This is a genomic window from Alkaliphilus transvaalensis ATCC 700919 (assembly GCF_000621485.1).
Taxonomy (GTDB): Bacteria; Bacillota; Clostridia; order Peptostreptococcales; family Natronincolaceae; genus Alkaliphilus; species Alkaliphilus transvaalensis.
This window is the reverse complement of record NZ_JHYF01000001.1, coordinates 16,823-32,640: the sequence shown is the minus strand read 5'-3', so window position 1 is coordinate 32,640 and position 15,818 is coordinate 16,823. Positions and strand designations below refer to the sequence as shown.

Sequence of the window (15,818 nt, the reverse complement as noted above, 5' to 3'; positions counted from 1 at the left end):
AACCTGCCCCCTATCAATGAGTATTTACAGGTACTGGGTTAATCCCATCTATTGGAGTCAAACCCTTCATACCTTCCAGCAGACTAATCATTGCCTGCATTTGATGGCTATATATTGCTATATGGCTATGAATTTCCCCTATATATATTTCCTCATAGGGTTCTGCCAAAGAAACTAATATAAATTTCTCATTACTTTTTAAATCATTTATCACTTCTCGTATCTGTGGATTTAGATACCCCTTTTCCGATAAAAAGATCACTCTATCAAAATTGGGTAATAGCGTTTTTATCCCTGCAAGACTATAATCTCTTATATTAATTACCCGATAGTTTTCATAATATGCCTCTATTAACTTTTCTATCGGAAGACTTATCTCAGTTATAGGATCAGAGTAATTTCTTCTGCTATCTACTAAAAATAATATTATTCCCTCTTGAAAGGGAAATAAACTATTCTTATTATTAATAACCGTAAGGGCTGCATCACTAACAGCTTTACCATGTTTTTTAGTTTCTGCCAATAGTTCTTCATAGTTTTCTTTTTCTAGTGAATTATCAACAAATAAACCGTAACGATATTTTAAGGCTAAAATTCTAAAAACAGATTCATCAATCCGCTTTTCTGAAATTCGCCCTTCTTCAACAGCCTTTAATAGCCCTGTTATTGTTTGATTAATCTTTGTTGAAGATGTCACCAACAATAGAATGTCTACCCCTGCTTCTACTGCCTTAATAGCCGCTTCTTCTGGGGGATACAGGGTGGTTATGGCCTTCATAGAGCCTATATCATCTGTTATAATGACGCCATTATAACCTAAACGGTTCCTTAATTCTCCTTGTATAATCTTGGTTGAAAGGGTAGCAGGAGCATCTTCATCTAAAACTGGTACTTTGATATGGGCAGTCATAATCATCTCTACCCCTTTACCAATTAAGACTTCAAAGGGCTTCATGTCATTTTCCCTAACCTCTTTAATAGAATATTTGTTTATAGGCAACTGCAAATGGGAGTCTTGATCTACGTTTCCATGTCCCGGGAAATGTTTGATGCTAGAAATCACTGCCTCATTCCGTTGACCCACTATAAAACTTTGGGCCATCTCTGCAACAGGATTTGGATCATTGCCATAGGCCCTTAATCCGATTACAGGATTACGAAAGTCACTATTTACATCTACAACAGGAGCAAAATTGAGATTAATCCCTAAATATTTTAACATCCTTCCTGTTAGTTCCCCCTGTTGATAGGCCAAATCTAAGCTATTGGTTGCCCCTAAGGCCATATTTCCTGGAAAAGGATAGAATAAGCTGTCTAACCTGGATACATTTCCACCTTCTTGGTCAATGGAGATAAAGGGCTTACTGACATGGTGTTCTTGGCCTAAACTAGTTATTTTATCTGTTATATTTTGGATTGATTCTAAGCTCTGAATGTTGTTGTTAAAAAGAATATATCCTCCAATTTTTTTATTAATAATATAGTCTTCCAATTGATTTTCATGGAAACTAACCATTAACATCTGCCCTATTTTTTCTTCTAGTGTCATTTCTGAAAGGTAACCCATTAGTTCATTTTCAAAACTCTGTTGTTGAAGATCGATATAATTAAAAGTGATGAAACTACTAAACACACCAGTTAACAACACTAATAACCAACTAATAATCTTCTGAATCATTTCAATCACCCACTCTATTGTACTGAAATTTTTTCCTTAATCTCTTCAAATTTTTTGTCGCCTATCCCACTTACATTTTTAATCTCTTCAATAGATTTGAAGGCTCCCTTTTCTTGTCGATATACAATTATTCTCTCGGCTAGAGCCTCTCCTATTCCCGATAACTGTGTTAACTCCCCTTTACTGGCACTATTGATATTAATTTTCCCTGAATTACGTGAGGAATTATTAATATTAGTAGGATTAGCACTATTACTAATATTACCTGTTGCTACTGGCTGATGGGCAGACACTTCCCCTTCTTTATAGATAATAATCGCATCTTCATCAAAGATCTTCATGGCAAGATTAACCTGCTGTTGATCTGCTTCCTCTGTAAAACCTCCAGCAGCTTCTACTGCATCAATTACTCTTGCACCTTCTTTTAACTCGTATACCCCTGGGGAGATTACTTCCCCCTTCACGTGAACCATAATCATCTTTTCAGATTGAGAAGGATTCTCCCCATTATCTGCCTTGTCTATATTCCATTCTACATCAGATTCTTCTTCTTTTCCACTTACCTCATACATTCTACCTTGATCCTTTTGATGACTCCAAAAGGATATCCCTAACATGGCTACCCCGATCATGATAAAAATGATGTATTTTTGTTTTATTGTAACCTGCATGCTCCCACTCCTTAAGACTATTTCTTTACATTGGTAATCTTACTAACTATTTCTATCAATAGATTTAATTTCCCTTTTTTAGTTTTTTTATTTATCTTAATTTTTGTTGTTTTTTTTGGTATACTATAATGAGGGACTGAAATATGTAGAAAGATAAGGGGAATAGATATGAAGAAAACGATACTTACTTTTTTGTCACTTGTGATTTTAATTTCGATGTTGTCCGTCGGCAGCGCCTTTGCTACACCACAGCTTACGGCCCCAAATGCAATTTTGATGGACTACCAAACAGGAGAAATTTTGTATGAGCATAATGCTAGAGAAGTTACCTTTCCTGCCAGCACTACAAAAGTTCTTACTGCTATTTTGGTAATGGAAAACGCAAACCTAAGTGACGTTGTAACAGTAGGCAACAATATTACTGTTGGTGGAGCTAGTATGTATCTACTTCCTGGAGAATCTTTTACCGTTGAAGAACTTTTACATGCACTATTAATTCGTTCTGCTAATGATGTTGCAGAGGTTCTTGCCATTCATGTATCTGGATCAGTAGAAGAGTTTGTTAAACTCATGAACACAAGAGCAAAAGAGCTTGGGGCCACTGATACTAATTTCACAAATCCCCATGGCATGCCTGACCCAGAGCATGTAACGACAGCCTATGATTTAGCCCTTATCGGGAGATATGCCATGAGTTTTCCTCTTTATCGGGAAATCATCGCCACAGTTAATATTGTATTTGACGAAACAGAGCAAACACCTGAAAAAAGATATTATCGTAACTCTAACCGCTTTTTATGGGGAACTGGTGGTGGTAATCGAATTCTTTACAACGGCAGAAACGTTGATATTAAATATGATTTAATTGAGGGAGGAAAAACTGGCTACACCGTAGCAGCTCAACAATGTTTAGTTAGTTCTGCTATGAAAGAGGATCATCGACTGATTTCTGTAGTACTGGGTGCTCAAGGAGCAAATATCTATCTCGACACAAGAACGCTAATAGATTATGGTTATGAAAACTTTAAAAGTGTACCCATCGTCGAAGCTAATCTGCTTGAAACAGAAGTACCAGTAACCAAAGGTTTAGTTGATACCCTTTCTTTATATACAGAATCAAACTTATACACAGTCTTACCCATTGACCAAGATCCATCTGCTATCACAAGAGAGGTAGTCATAGAAGAAAAAATCACTGCTCCAATTAATACTGGCGATTCCTTTGGGAAAATTATCTATTCTCTTGGTGATAAAATTTTAGGAGAAGTTAATTTAATTGCTACAGTGGACATTGAAGTAAGGCCATCTTTAATAAAGTCTAGTAAACCCGTTAAATATTTAATAATTTTTGCTGGCGTTTTTATCCTGTGGAAACTCTTAGTTCTATACATAAGAGTTCAAAGAAAACGAAGAAGATTTGGTAACTTTGGCAGGAGATCTTCTTTAAGCTTCAGTAAAAGTCTTTATAAAAGAAGATAGCAGAACTAAAATATACAACATAAATAAATCAAATTAAAAACCAGTATCCTAATCAAAAATACTTTTTGCCAGGATACTGGTTTTGTTTATTCTCCTAAAATTTCTTTTTTGATCCTTTGACCTGTTGGTGTACCTGCTAAACCACCGATTGCACTTTCCCTAAGTTCGAAGGGTAGAGTTCGTCCAACACGATACATTGCATCTACTACCTCATCAAAGGGAATAATACTTTCTACTCCTGCCAAAGCCATTTCAGCAGAAATTAAAGCATTTGCTGCACCAATTGCATTTCTTTTTTCACAAGGAGCTTCTACTAACCCTGCTATTGGGTCACATACTAAGCCTAATACATTTTTTAGACAGGCTGCTGCACCGTGTAGGGCTGCTTCTGGAGTGCCACCCATCATTTCAACAATTGCAGCCGCCGCCATTGCTGCAGCTGAACCTGTCTCAGCTTGACAACCACCCTCTGCCCCAGCTACAGTTGCATTTCGTGAAATAATAAAGCCTACACCACTGGCAGTTAATAATCCTTCCACTAAACGCTCATCATCTAAAGAGAACTCTTCGGCTATCGTCAAGAGGGTACCTGGTACAATACCACTGGAACCGGCTGTTGGGGCCGCAACGATTCTTCCCATAGCTGCATTTACTTCTAATACAGCCATAGAGCGACTAATGGCTTTGCTCATTAAAGAGCCACAAACTGATCTTGTCTTATCATTTCGTTCTGTAATTTTCTTAGCATCGCCACCAATTAGCCCACTAACTGATTTAATATCTTCTGTTAAGCCTCTTTCAACAGCTTGTTTCATAATATCTAAACTAATTTTTAATTTATTTTTTATTTCCGCTTCACTTAGTCCCGTTAATTCCATTTCTTTTTGAATCATTACTTCATAAATTTTAAGGTTTTTTTCTTTACAAAGTGTAATTAATTCTTGTCCATTTGTAAATGTCATCGAGCTACACCTCCTTTTTATTTAATACTTACAATAAATACGTTAGTAACATAATCTATCCCTTTTATATCTTCCACCATCTCACGATTTAACTCGCTATCGGTTTCAATAATCATGAAGGCATTTTTCCCCTTATGGTGACGATATACCTTCATAAATGCGATATTTATTTCGTGTTCTCCTAATATAGAGGTTACTCGCCCAACAATACCAGGTTTGTCATCATGGGGTATAATTAATGTTGAATATTCCCCTGTAAACATTAATTTAACACCATCTATTTCGGTAATTTTGATATTTCCCCCACCTATAGATGCTCCTAATACTGTCATCTCTTCTTGATTACTTTTAGTAATATTAATTCTAACGGTATTAGGATGTAGATTGTCTCCTAAATCTGCTTCAATAAATTGATATTTTAACCCCTTTGCATCTGCTAGCTCAAAAGAATCTCTAATTCTTTCATCATCTGCTTCAAACCCTAGTATTCCACCAAGAAGAGCCTTATCTGTTCCATGGCCTTTATAGGTCTTTGCAAAGGAACCATGTAATAAAAATGTTACTGCTTCGACGTCTCCCTTTGCAAGTTTATGGGCTACAAAACCAAGCTTACAAGCACCTGCCGTATGAGAGCTAGAGGGTCCAATCATATTTGGCCCAACTATTTCAAATATACTAAAATCCTTCATAGGATTCGACTCCTTTCTTTTACCTAACATTCTATTTTAATGAATAATTATTAATTTATCTAAATATCAATATTACCAAAAAAACAATGAGATTTCTACTATTATTTCATTAAAAACCAAATTTATATATATTGTAAATATTATAAAAATATTCAATTGAGTAAATTTTTATAAATTTTTAATGTATGATTAAAAACACGCATATAATATATGTATTTTATTACATTTGATAAAGTATTCTTGTTTTTCAAGGTAATGCAATTTACTTAATTAACAACCCCAGTAGTAGTATATGCAATCTATACTGTTTTACTGAGGTTGTAGGTAATACTTAAAATATTATTTTATTTCAAAAATATCTCTTATTTCTTCTTCCGTTAGTTTTGTAATGAGGGTTTCTCCTGGTTGGATTACTGCGTCAATTAAAAGTTTCTTTTTTTCTTGTAGAGCAGTTATTTTTTCTTCTATTGTACCTTTTGTAATCAGTTTAATCACATGAACTGCCTTTTCTTGACCAATTCTATAGGCTCGATCGGTGGCCTGCTCTTCTACTGCAGGATTCCACCAAGGATCAAAATGGATAACAATGTCAGCAGAAGTTAAGTTTAGACCTGTTCCACCAGTCTTTAGGGAAATTAAAAAAACCTCTCCTTCTCCTTCATTAAAGTCCCTTATGATTTCTCCTCTGTCTTTTACATCAGTTGAACCATCTAGGTATTGATACCTTATTCCTTCATCTTTTAGGGTATCACCAATTATTTTTAACATACTGGTAAATTGAGAAAACAATAAGATTCTATGACCCGATTCAATCCGTTCCTTAACCATTTCTACTAATAATGAAAACTTGCCACTTTCACCATAATAGTTTTCTATATAAAGGGCTGGATGACAACAAATTTGCCGTAAACGAGTAAGTCCAGCTAATATTTTTATATGACTTCTTTGAAAGCCGTTATATTTCATCTCTTCATTAATTTCACCACGAATTTTATCTAAGGTAGCTAAATAAATCTTTTTTTGCTCTTTGGTTAAATCTGCATAAATTATCTGCTCTATTTTAGGTGGAAGTTCTTCAAGAACCTCTGACTTCATTCTTCTTAGAATAAATGGCTTAACATGCTTTGTTAACTCTCTATAAGCGCTTTCCTTTTGATCTTTAATAATTGGTGTCTCAAATTTTTCCCTAAAGCTACTGTAACTACCAAGGTATTTAGGAAGGATGAAATCAAATATGGACCACAACTCTGTTAATGTATTTTCTATCGGTGTCCCTGTTAAAGCAAACCTGCTTTTAGCTTTTATTTCTTTAACCGACTTTGCATTTTTAGATTGTGGATTTTTTATATGTTGAGCTTCATCAATAATAAAATAATTAAATGTTATATCTGAATACTTTTCAACATCCTTCTGGATTAAAGGGTAAGAAGTAATGATTAAATCATAATGTTCAATACTTTTGATCATATTGTCCCGTTCAGTTGGTGTACCATAAATGACTAATGTTTTTACTTCTGGGGCAAACTTCTCTATTTCTTCGTACCAGTTTCTTAATAGAGATGAAGGCACTACTACTAAAGAGGGGGTTTCGACTCCCTCCTCTTTATCCGAAAGAATTGCACTAATCATTTGAAGGGTTTTTCCTAATCCCATATCATCAGCAAGAATTCCACCAAGGCCTAATGTACTAAAGGTTTTAATCCAATTAAACCCTCTTTTTTGATACCCTCGCATTAATTCTCCTATTCTCTGGGGTAGTTGAAAGTTGGTTGTTTCAGCCCTTTTAATTGAGTAAATGTATTGACTAAAAGTTTCATCCCTTTTGATCTCTTGATTACCATCAATCAAATCATCGATTAGGATCCCTCTATACTTGGGTAACTGAATCTTACCTGCTTCTATTTCATCATCCTGAAGGGCTAATTGTCTTATTGTGTCTCTAAACTTGTGTAACTCTTTATTTTCTAATGAAAGTATCGTGCCATCCTTTAGGCGATAGTACTTTTTTCTTGTTTCTAATGCTGCTAAAACCTCTTTAATCTCTTTGTTAGAGATGTCATTAATCTCGAAAGTAAATTCTAGTAGGTCATCTTCACGAAGACGAATGCCCCCCATCCATGTTATGGCTTCTCTAATTTTTATTTTATTAAAGGAGTCTGAGTAGTAAATATCTGCTAGACCTTTTAATTGATTTAATTCTGAAGTAACTAACCTATAAACTTGTTCTTCATCTTCTAAATATACTTCCGTATTCTTAACTTTAAACTCTAGATTTTCAAAGAATTTAATAACCTTTTCTTCCTGTTCTATTTGTCTTACAAAAACTTCTTGACTTTCTTTTACCATTTTATCCTTTAAGAAGGGATTTATAATGGCATCACCATAATGGAATAATACCTTTGCAATGATTTTATTACCTAAGGAATCTAAGTAAACTTTTGTCGTTAGTTGATTTTTTTCTATTAGTTCTGTTATGCTTTTACAAACCTTTACCTTCTCAGACTTGCTGATTTTTGGAAAAACATCAGTAAAAAAATGCTGTTGTAGGGTTTTAGGAATTAGTATTTTTTGATCTTTAACTTCTTCCATGGTTTTTAGTATAGGAATGATACTATCTTGTTCTTCTTTAGAGATCTTAACTATTTTATTATTTATATAGATATATTCTCCACTAGTTAAAAGTGAAGTATAGGTCGCCTTTAATTCTACCTTCAACTGTAGCTCTCCATTTTCTTCCTCTAAATATACCTGGCATGGTAAGCTTCCCTCTATAATTGGAATCTTTCCATATTGATACCCATTAACCTCGCCATTAACATATCTTCCCTCTAATATATTTAAAATTTCTTTTATCCCTTTAGTTGAAGGTGTTATATCCTTTCCTCTGAAAATACAACTGCTAATAGCATAGTGTTCCTCTAATATCATATTCTCATAATTATTTAATTCCCTTAAGTAATTGATGAGGAGTTGGTCTTCCTCTAGAAAATAATGAAGTGTAGGATTATAGGTAAATAGTTTTCCAAAGGTTAGCGGACTCTCCTCCTCCATACAGTTTAAAAATTCCTTAACATCTTTAACACGATAAAGCTTATTTTCTCCAATCTTTAGTGCAAAAGAAATATGACAGGGAAGGCCCGTATTCCCAAACATGCTCCCCATTCTTATAAAGCAATCTACTTCTAATTTTAAAGGGTTTTTTAATTGATGATCTAAAATTGAAGCATCTTTAAAATAGTGTAATAGGGTTTGCATCCCTACTAGCCTTGCCTTCTCTCGTTCTTTTTCTTCTTTCTCTTTTTCTAGTTTTTTTCTTTTACTGACTAAATAAGTATCCTTATCTTGATTAGAATTACTACTTTTTTTCATTTTGCTAATAGACAGTAACATGGCAACGATATGTTTACAATAGCCCCTATACCCTTTGAAGGCAGGACAACTACACTGGGCATCCATAAAGTCATAATCTTCGTCCAGCTCCACCGAAACCTTATACTCCGATTCTCCAATCACTTTCCCTAAAAACTGATTATTGACAGAATCATATTTAACGCCTTTGACCCTTCCTGCATTAAAATAATCCTTACCTCTTTTATATATGGTGCTGTTTACACCTATCTCTCTAAACAGATCTTGATCTATATTAAGCATATGAAATCCCTTCTTTATAGATTATTTCTGGTACTTCTCCATCCTTTCATTATAACATTCCCCACTATCCTTTTCCATCCAGTATCACCATAAATTCAATTCTAAAACCTAATTCATTTTTAAGTCCAGATTCATCTCTAAGTTCAGATTCATTTCCTCTTGCTAATAGTTTTAAAGGCTTTCCTATTAAAAGATAAGAAAAAAGACTACTTAATCACAAAATTTCATAAGTAGTCTTAAATCGATGATTATATTCTCTCTTTAGCCTCAAAACTTGTATGAAGTAACTTATGGGCTAACTCCCCATAGGGCTCCCCTAAGTAGTTTTCATAGAGTTTTAAAACTTCTTCATTTAAATGGGACTTTCGAATCTTCTTCCTTCGATCTTCTTGATAGATGGCCTGTTGCCGTTTTTTGACAATTTCATCATTTCCATAATGATAGGGCTGACCTCCGCCCCCAATACAGCCCCCAGGGCAAGCCATAATTTCAATAGCATGATACTTTGATTTGCCGCTTCTAATTTCTTCTAAAAGCTGACGAGCATTTCCTAACCCATGGGCTATCCCTATTTTAATCTCTTCGCCATTTATAGGTACAACAGCTTCTCTTAATCCATCTATTCCTCTTAATGCATGGAACTCCACTTCCTCCAATTCATCTCCTGTAGTCCATTCATACACAGTCCTAATAGCTGCTTCAATTACCCCACCGGTAGTACCGAAAATTACAGATGCACCTGTTGATTCACCTAACGGATGGTCATAATCTTCATCAGGAAGCTTATCAAAGTCGATACCTGCTTCCTTTAACATATCCCCTAGTTCTCGGGTGGTAATAACAATATCAACGTTATTATGATCATCAATAGAAAGTTCTGTTCTGGCTGCCTCAGCCTTCTTAGCAACACAGGGCATGATAGACACGACAGTAATCTTGTTTGGGTCGATTTTATTCTTTTCAGCAAAATAAGTTTTGATAATTGTTCCCGTCATAATATGGGGTGACTTACAAGTTGATGGGACATCTACTAAATCTGGAAATTGATGCTCGATAAAACTTACCCATGCAGGACAACAACTGGTTAGCATTGGCAGTCTACCTCCAGTTTCCATTCTATGGATCAGTTCTTTTGCTTCTTCAACTATGGTAACATCTGCTCCAAAATCTGTATCAAAAACTTGGTCGAATCCTAATCGTCTTAATGCTGCCGCCAACTTCCCCGTTACGATGGTACCCGCCTCCATACCAAAGAGTTCTCCTAGAGCTACTCTGATGGCTGGAGCAGTCTGAACCACCACATATTTTTCTGGATCATTTAAAGCTTCCCAAACCTTTGGTACATGATTAACCTCTGTTAATGCGGCTGTTGGGCAAACTGCAACGCATTGACCACAGTAGGTACAAGATGTCTCCTTCATAGGTAGGTTAAAGGCGGGGCCTACGATTGTTTCAAAACCCCTATTAAGGGCAGACAATATTCCACAGGTCTGAACTTCATTACAGGCTGTTTCACATCTTCTGCACAAAATACATTTATTTTGATGTTTAACCACTGCTTGACTAGAACTATCTATATGAAATTCGTTCATTTCGCCAGAGTAATTAATTTCTCTAATATTTAACTCTTGGGCCAAGGCTTGCAACTCGCATCTTAAATTTCTAGGGCAGATTAAACAATCGGTAGGATGATTAGACAATAAGAGTTCTACTGCCATCCTCCTACTGGTTATAGCCCTTAAGGTATCAGTTCTTATCACCATGCCATCATTAACTGGTGTTGCACAGGCAGGGGCTAGATTAGGTCGTTTCTCAACTTCCACCATACAAACTCGACAGGATGCTGTTCGATTAACCATTTTAAGATCATGTAAATCTAAATGACATAATGTAGGGATTTTGATCCCTGCTTCGACAGCAGCATTTAAAATGGTATATTCCCTTGGTACTTCAACTTCTTTATCATTAATTGTTACTTTTACACTATCCTTCAATACTTACACCCCTTACTAGGATTTATTTGAAAGCCCTTTGCAGACTCCAGCAGGGCAGTTTTTATTGATGATATGTTCCAAATATTCATCTCTAAAGTGATTTAGTGTACTTAAAACTGGATTAGGAGAGGTCTGCCCCAACCCACAAAGGGATGATTCTTTAATCATCTGCCCCAGATTTACCAAACGCTCCAGATCTTCCTCTGTTCCTTCTCCCTTTGTTATTTTTGTTAGAATCTCATGCAGTCTTTTATTACCGATTCGACATGGTGTACATTTTCCACAGGATTCTTCTTCTGTAAATTCTAAATAAAACTTAGCGATATTTACCATGCAATCTTCCTCATCCATAACGATCATCCCGCCAGATCCCATCATAGACCCAATAGATGTTAAACTATCATAATCAATGGCAATATCAAGATTTTCGGCTGTAATACAGCCCCCCGATGGCCCCCCCGTTTGAACTGCCTTTAATTTATGATCACCTCTAATACCTCCACCTATTTCATAGATAATATCCCTTAGTTTGATCCCCATCGGAACTTCTACCAGACCCACATTGTTTACTTTTCCTGCTAAGGCAAATACCTTTGTCCCTTTACTTTTTTCAGAGCCAATGCTACTAAACCATTCTGGACCCTTTAATATGATTGGAGGAATGTTGGCAAAGGTTTCTACATTATTAACACATGTTGGTCTGTTCCATAATCCACTTTCTGCTGGAAAGGGAGGTTTAGCATTGGGTTCTCCCCTACCCCCTTCAACAGAGTTAATTAAGGCTGTTTCTTCTCCACAAACAAAAGCTCCTGCACCATACTTTAACTCTATATCAAAATTAAAATCTGTATCAAAAAGTCCTTTACCCAGTACCCCCATCTCTCTAGCTTGGTCTATTGCCACATTTAATCGATGAATCGCTAAAGGATATTCCGCTCGGATATAAATAAATCCTTTATCTGCCCCAATGGCATAGCCTGCGATAGCCATCGCCTCTAATACACTATGGGGGTCACCTTCTAAAATACTTCGATCCATGAAGGCACCTGGGTCCCCTTCATCAGCATTACAGATAATATACTTTTTATCATGTTTGTTACGGTAGGTTAGTTCCCATTTATAGCCTGTTGGGAACCCTCCACCGCCCCTCCCCCTCAAACTACTTTTCTTCACCAGTTCTATCACTTCCACAGGAGTCATCGTAGTTAAGACTGTCCCTAACGCTAAGTATCCGTCTACTGCTATGTACTCTTCAATATCTTCTGGATTAATTAATCCACAGTTTCTTAGAGCAATTCTCATCTGCTTTTTGTAAAAATTCATATCATGTTGTTTCTCAACTTTTTCATGTTTTGCTGGCTCGCTATAGAGTAAATCTTCAACCCTTCTACCCTTAATCACATGCTCTTCAATAATTCTTTTTGCATCTTTAGGTTTCACTTCCACATAAAATATATCATCGGGCTGAACCTTTATAATTGGTCCTTTTTCACAAAAACCAAAGCAGCCTGTTTTGACTACTTCCACCTCTTCTTTATAACCATATTTATCTAAAACTAAGTCTAATGCCTTAACTAATTTATCACTATCTTGAGATTGACATCCTGTACCTCCACAGACTAGCATATGTAAGCGTCTACTGTTCACCATTTTCCCTCCAAATACTTTTTTTGAATTTATTCATGAAAGGCTCTTCCAATAATTAAGTCCTGTAAGACTTCTCCCTTAATAATATGTTTTTCTATAATTTCCTTACCTTTAGCTGGGGTTACTTTACCGTACAAGACAGGCTCCTGTTGAGGGATCTTTACCTGCACTATTGGTTCTGCATGACAGTTACCATCACAACCCACTTGAGTAACATACACTCCCTTTAAATCCCTTTCATTTACTTCAGCTAAAATTGAATTTAAGGTTTCTCTTGCCCCTGAACTAATGCCACAAGTCCCCATACCTACTAAAATTCTCACCTCTTCAACTTCTCCCCCAGATCTTATATTTATTCGTTTTTTGGCCTTTTCTCGAATTTCCTTTAACTCCTCTAGCGATTTCATCAAACACCCCTCCCCTAGCATTTAATATTTTGATAAAATTTTATCAATTTCTTCAACTTTCACTCGTCCATAAACTTGATCATCAATAACAATTACAGGAGCTAAGCCACAGGCTCCGATACATCTCACTCCATTAAGGGTAAATTTACCGTCTTCTGTTGTTTCACCAGAAGAAATTTTTAATTTTTCACTGATGGCCTCTAGTAAATGACCACATCCCTTAACAAAACATGCTGTACCAGTACATACATTGATTAAATATTCGCCACGGGGCTTGTCATTAAAATAATTATAGAAACTTACTACTCCATAAACCTTGGCCCCACTAATGCCTAGTGCTCTAGCAACATAAAGCTGTACATCCCTAGGTAGATAACCAAAGATTTCTTGAGCCTTATGTAATACTTGAATTAGGGTACCTTCTGTTTCAGGTAGGTCGTCTATATATTTTTTTAGCTTTTGATATTTTTCGTTTGGTAGCTTTTCTTCTTGATTGTTTTTTTCCTGTAAAATTAAAGGTTCCAACATAAGCTTCGTCCTCTCTATCTTTTATCCAGCTTTATCCATAGTATTTCTAGTTTATTTTTAAATGAAGAGGGTTTTTTTATTCATTAAACTTAAAAAAATTACACCTATTTTTCAAATCTTCATACTATGTTACTGCAAAAGGGAAACATTGAAGGGAGGTGAACGATAATGGCTGAAATCACCAATGTAAGTGGTAACTACAGCCTCGACTTTTTAATGATTCCAAGTGAGCACATAGCTGAATTTAACAACTTCATGTCTCAATATGGAAACCTTGATGATTATGATCTTTATCGCCAGATCTTAAACACTAAAAGTAAATTATCCCCTAATTTAATCAATCAGCACATCAGAAACCTTGATGCCCTAGCCCAGATGGAGGGTCTTGTAAACCCTTCAGCAAAGAGGAAGATCCCCTTAGTAAAAGAACTGTTAAACGCCGATATAGACTCTATAGGGGAATCAAATGTTGAAACCCAATTCTGGGGAGGCTCTAGTTTATTACTATGGTTTCTACTTTTAGCTGCAATATGGCGTAGACCTTTTTATGGGGGCTTTGGCGGAGGCTTCTTTTAATTGATGATAGATATTTAATACTAATTTAATACTAATTTAATACTGATCTAAACCTATCAGGACAAATAAATAATGTTAAAACTCGTTTTAATTATTGTTTGGAGTAAAATATTAATAAATGAGGAAATTGCATTATACCATAAATCTGAATTTATAAATAAAACCCTTAATTTACACTAATTTTTTAATGTAAATTAAGGGTTTCACATATGTATATGGGCTAACTAACCTATAAATCGATTAAGGATTCCTTCTAGCATTCTTGCATGGCGAGCTTCATCTTTAGAGGATTCATTAAAATAATCTCTCGCTGTTAGGAGATTTAACTCTTCCGCCTGATCTGCAGCCTTCTTCTTCTCTTGATTTGCGAAGGTTTCACCTTCTAGCATACGCTTAATATTTTCAAAAATATCTTCTTCGATCATTCCATTTAGTTCTGCAAATCGTGCTGCATGTTCTGCCTCTTCCCATGCAATTGTCTTTAAAACTTCTGCAATTTCTGGATAACCTTGTCTTTGGGCTAGTCTTGCCATTGCTAAATAGATTCCTACCTCACTGGTTTCACCAGTAAAGTTTTGTTTTACTGGTCTTTCTAAGGGTGTTCCCTTCGTTTCTCCAATTACATTTTCTATTGTAAGTTCTCTTTTTTCCATATTAGTTTCCTCCCTTTTTATTCTTAAATGCTACAAGTAATCTGTCGGCAATGTCTGGGTTTACCTTGTGCATATCACTCAAATAAACTAAACTACTACCACCATATTCTTGACTTTCACCTAATAAACCTACCTCCATAGAGCTTCTAATAATGTTAATTACACAATCTTCATCATGATAAAGCTGACAGTTTCGACACTGGTTTAAAATAAAACCTATTGTTTCAATTAGATCTTCTTCCTCATAAACCTTTGTATCTGTATAGGGAATCCCTTCCATTCCTCCGTCAATAAATTGTGTATTCTCCTTTAGTGCTGTTATTAAAGATTTCTTGCAATAACCTACAAGACAGATTTCTCTATTGCAACTGCCACAGGCATTTTCAGTAAAACAACACTTTGTAATTTCATTAATTAATGCATTATAATTGATTTCATTCCCCATTTGTTTCTCCCTCTCCTTTAGATCTTTCACCTCATATCCGTAGGAATATTTACCCTGTTATTTTGTTATTAAACAAATTAAATAGTATTTTTTATTTTTATTGACCAGAAATTGTGTAAAATTATATGATTCTTTTGCTAAAGTTAACCATAGGTTTTTGATATATTTGGAAGTTTTATGATATAATGATAAAGTCAGAGCAACCATTATAAAGGAGAGGTGAATTAATTTGAAAGATCAAACCTTTATATTATTGATTCTTATGTTTTTGGCGTATCTAATCTTTAGACTTTTCAATTTTAATAAAAAATCCCTTATGGCTCATGCTTTGAATACTGATGATGTTAAAAAAGCAAATGTAGTGGAGATTACATTTACTTCTTTTCATTTATTAGCTGCAATAACATACTATATTTTATTGTCGAATAATATAATGTC

13 protein-coding genes are annotated in these 15,818 nt (G+C 35.2%); 2 read left to right on the top strand and 11 right to left on the bottom strand.

Annotation, left to right across the window (positions count from 1 at the left end):
- Positions 1-13: 13 nt before the first annotated feature.
- Both T335_RS19490 and T335_RS0100150 read right to left on the bottom strand, forming a co-directional pair.
- Positions 14-1,678, bottom strand: coding sequence for a glycoside hydrolase family 3 protein (locus T335_RS19490; protein ID WP_051569042.1), 1,665 nt, complete (start codon positions 1,676-1,678; stop codon positions 14-16).
- A gap of 14 nt (positions 1,679-1,692) precedes the next feature.
- Positions 1,693-2,349 (bottom strand): helix-hairpin-helix domain-containing protein, encoded by a 657-nt coding sequence (locus T335_RS0100150; RefSeq protein WP_026475725.1) that lies wholly within the window; start codon positions 2,347-2,349, stop codon positions 1,693-1,695.
- Positions 2,350-2,517: 168 nt separating this feature from the next.
- Here T335_RS0100150 and T335_RS0100145 point away from each other — a divergent pair, with 168 nt between their 5' ends.
- Positions 2,518-3,828, top strand: a complete 1,311-nt coding sequence (locus T335_RS0100145) for a D-alanyl-D-alanine carboxypeptidase family protein (protein ID WP_026475724.1) — start codon at positions 2,518-2,520, stop codon at positions 3,826-3,828.
- 86 nt (positions 3,829-3,914) lie between these two features.
- Here the strand turns inward: T335_RS0100145 and sdaAA are convergent, their stop codons facing one another.
- The 7 genes from sdaAA to nuoE form a co-directional block, all read right to left on the bottom strand.
- Positions 3,915-4,790, bottom strand: coding sequence for an L-serine ammonia-lyase, iron-sulfur-dependent, subunit alpha (gene sdaAA, locus T335_RS0100140; protein ID WP_026475723.1), 876 nt, complete (start codon positions 4,788-4,790; stop codon positions 3,915-3,917).
- 17 nt (positions 4,791-4,807) lie between these two features.
- On the bottom strand, positions 4,808-5,479 hold the full coding sequence (sdaAB, locus tag T335_RS0100135; RefSeq protein WP_026475722.1) for an L-serine ammonia-lyase, iron-sulfur-dependent subunit beta: 672 nt from the start codon (positions 5,477-5,479) through the stop codon (positions 4,808-4,810).
- 339 nt (positions 5,480-5,818) lie between these two features.
- On the bottom strand, positions 5,819-9,130 hold the full coding sequence (locus T335_RS0100130) for a DEAD/DEAH box helicase (protein WP_026475721.1): 3,312 nt from the start codon (positions 9,128-9,130) through the stop codon (positions 5,819-5,821).
- Positions 9,131-9,378: 248 nt separating this feature from the next.
- The gene (locus T335_RS0100125) at positions 9,379-11,124 is read right to left on the bottom strand and encodes an NADH-dependent [FeFe] hydrogenase, group A6 (RefSeq protein WP_026475720.1); all 1,746 of its coding nucleotides are present in this window, start codon (positions 11,122-11,124) and stop codon (positions 9,379-9,381) included.
- 15 nt (positions 11,125-11,139) lie between these two features.
- On the bottom strand, positions 11,140-12,750 hold the full coding sequence (locus T335_RS19485; RefSeq protein WP_242837235.1) for an NADH-ubiquinone oxidoreductase-F iron-sulfur binding region domain-containing protein: 1,611 nt from the start codon (positions 12,748-12,750) through the stop codon (positions 11,140-11,142).
- 50 nt (positions 12,751-12,800) lie between these two features.
- Positions 12,801-13,178 (bottom strand): (2Fe-2S) ferredoxin domain-containing protein, encoded by a 378-nt coding sequence (locus T335_RS0100115; RefSeq protein ID WP_026475719.1) that lies wholly within the window; start codon positions 13,176-13,178, stop codon positions 12,801-12,803.
- A 21-nt stretch (positions 13,179-13,199) separates the two neighbouring features.
- Positions 13,200-13,706, bottom strand: a complete 507-nt coding sequence (gene nuoE / locus T335_RS0100110; protein ID WP_026475718.1) for an NADH-quinone oxidoreductase subunit NuoE — start codon at positions 13,704-13,706, stop codon at positions 13,200-13,202.
- 168 nt (positions 13,707-13,874) lie between these two features.
- On the opposite strand from nuoE, the gene T335_RS0100105 reads away from it, so the two are divergent.
- Entirely contained in the window at positions 13,875-14,282 is a 408-nt protein-coding gene (locus T335_RS0100105; RefSeq protein WP_026475717.1) for a hypothetical protein, read from the top strand.
- Between the two features lie 224 nt (positions 14,283-14,506).
- Here T335_RS0100105 and T335_RS0100100 read toward each other — a convergent pair whose 3' ends face one another.
- Positions 14,507-14,935: a ferritin-like domain-containing protein gene (locus tag T335_RS0100100; RefSeq protein ID WP_026475716.1), complete on the bottom strand. Its 429-nt coding sequence runs from the start codon at positions 14,933-14,935 to the stop codon at positions 14,507-14,509.
- Between the two features lies 1 nt (position 14,936).
- A complete protein-coding gene (locus tag T335_RS0100095) occupies positions 14,937-15,380 on the bottom strand; it encodes a hypothetical protein (RefSeq protein WP_026475715.1) in 444 nt (147 codons plus the stop codon).
- Positions 15,381-15,818 lie beyond the last annotated feature (438 nt).

Excerpts from the sequence above, each read along its gene's own strand:
- sdaAA (WP_026475723.1), bottom strand. The coding sequence starts at position 4,790 with ATGACATTTACAAATGGACAAGAATTAATTACACTTTGTAAAGAAAAA.
- sdaAB (WP_026475722.1), bottom strand. The coding sequence starts at position 5,479 with ATGAAGGATTTTAGTATATTTGAAATAGTTGGGCCAAATATGATTGGA.
- T335_RS19490 (WP_051569042.1), bottom strand. The coding sequence starts at position 1,678 with ATGATTCAGAAGATTATTAGTTGGTTATTAGTGTTGTTAACTGGTGTG.
- T335_RS0100105 (WP_026475717.1), top strand. The coding sequence starts at position 13,875 with ATGGCTGAAATCACCAATGTAAGTGGTAACTACAGCCTCGACTTTTTA.
- T335_RS0100145 (WP_026475724.1), top strand. The coding sequence starts at position 2,518 with ATGAAGAAAACGATACTTACTTTTTTGTCACTTGTGATTTTAATTTCG.
- T335_RS0100130 (WP_026475721.1), bottom strand. The coding sequence starts at position 9,130 with ATGCTTAATATAGATCAAGATCTGTTTAGAGAGATAGGTGTAAACAGC.
- T335_RS0100095 (WP_026475715.1), bottom strand. The coding sequence starts at position 15,380 with ATGGGGAATGAAATCAATTATAATGCATTAATTAATGAAATTACAAAG.
- T335_RS0100150 (WP_026475725.1), bottom strand. The coding sequence starts at position 2,349 with ATGCAGGTTACAATAAAACAAAAATACATCATTTTTATCATGATCGGG.
- T335_RS19485 (WP_242837235.1), bottom strand. The coding sequence starts at position 12,750 with ATGCTAGTCTGTGGAGGTACAGGATGTCAATCTCAAGATAGTGATAAA.
- T335_RS0100100 (WP_026475716.1), bottom strand. The coding sequence starts at position 14,935 with ATGGAAAAAAGAGAACTTACAATAGAAAATGTAATTGGAGAAACGAAG.
- nuoE (WP_026475718.1), bottom strand. The coding sequence starts at position 13,706 with ATGTTGGAACCTTTAATTTTACAGGAAAAAAACAATCAAGAAGAAAAG.
- T335_RS0100115 (WP_026475719.1), bottom strand. The coding sequence starts at position 13,178 with ATGAAATCGCTAGAGGAGTTAAAGGAAATTCGAGAAAAGGCCAAAAAA.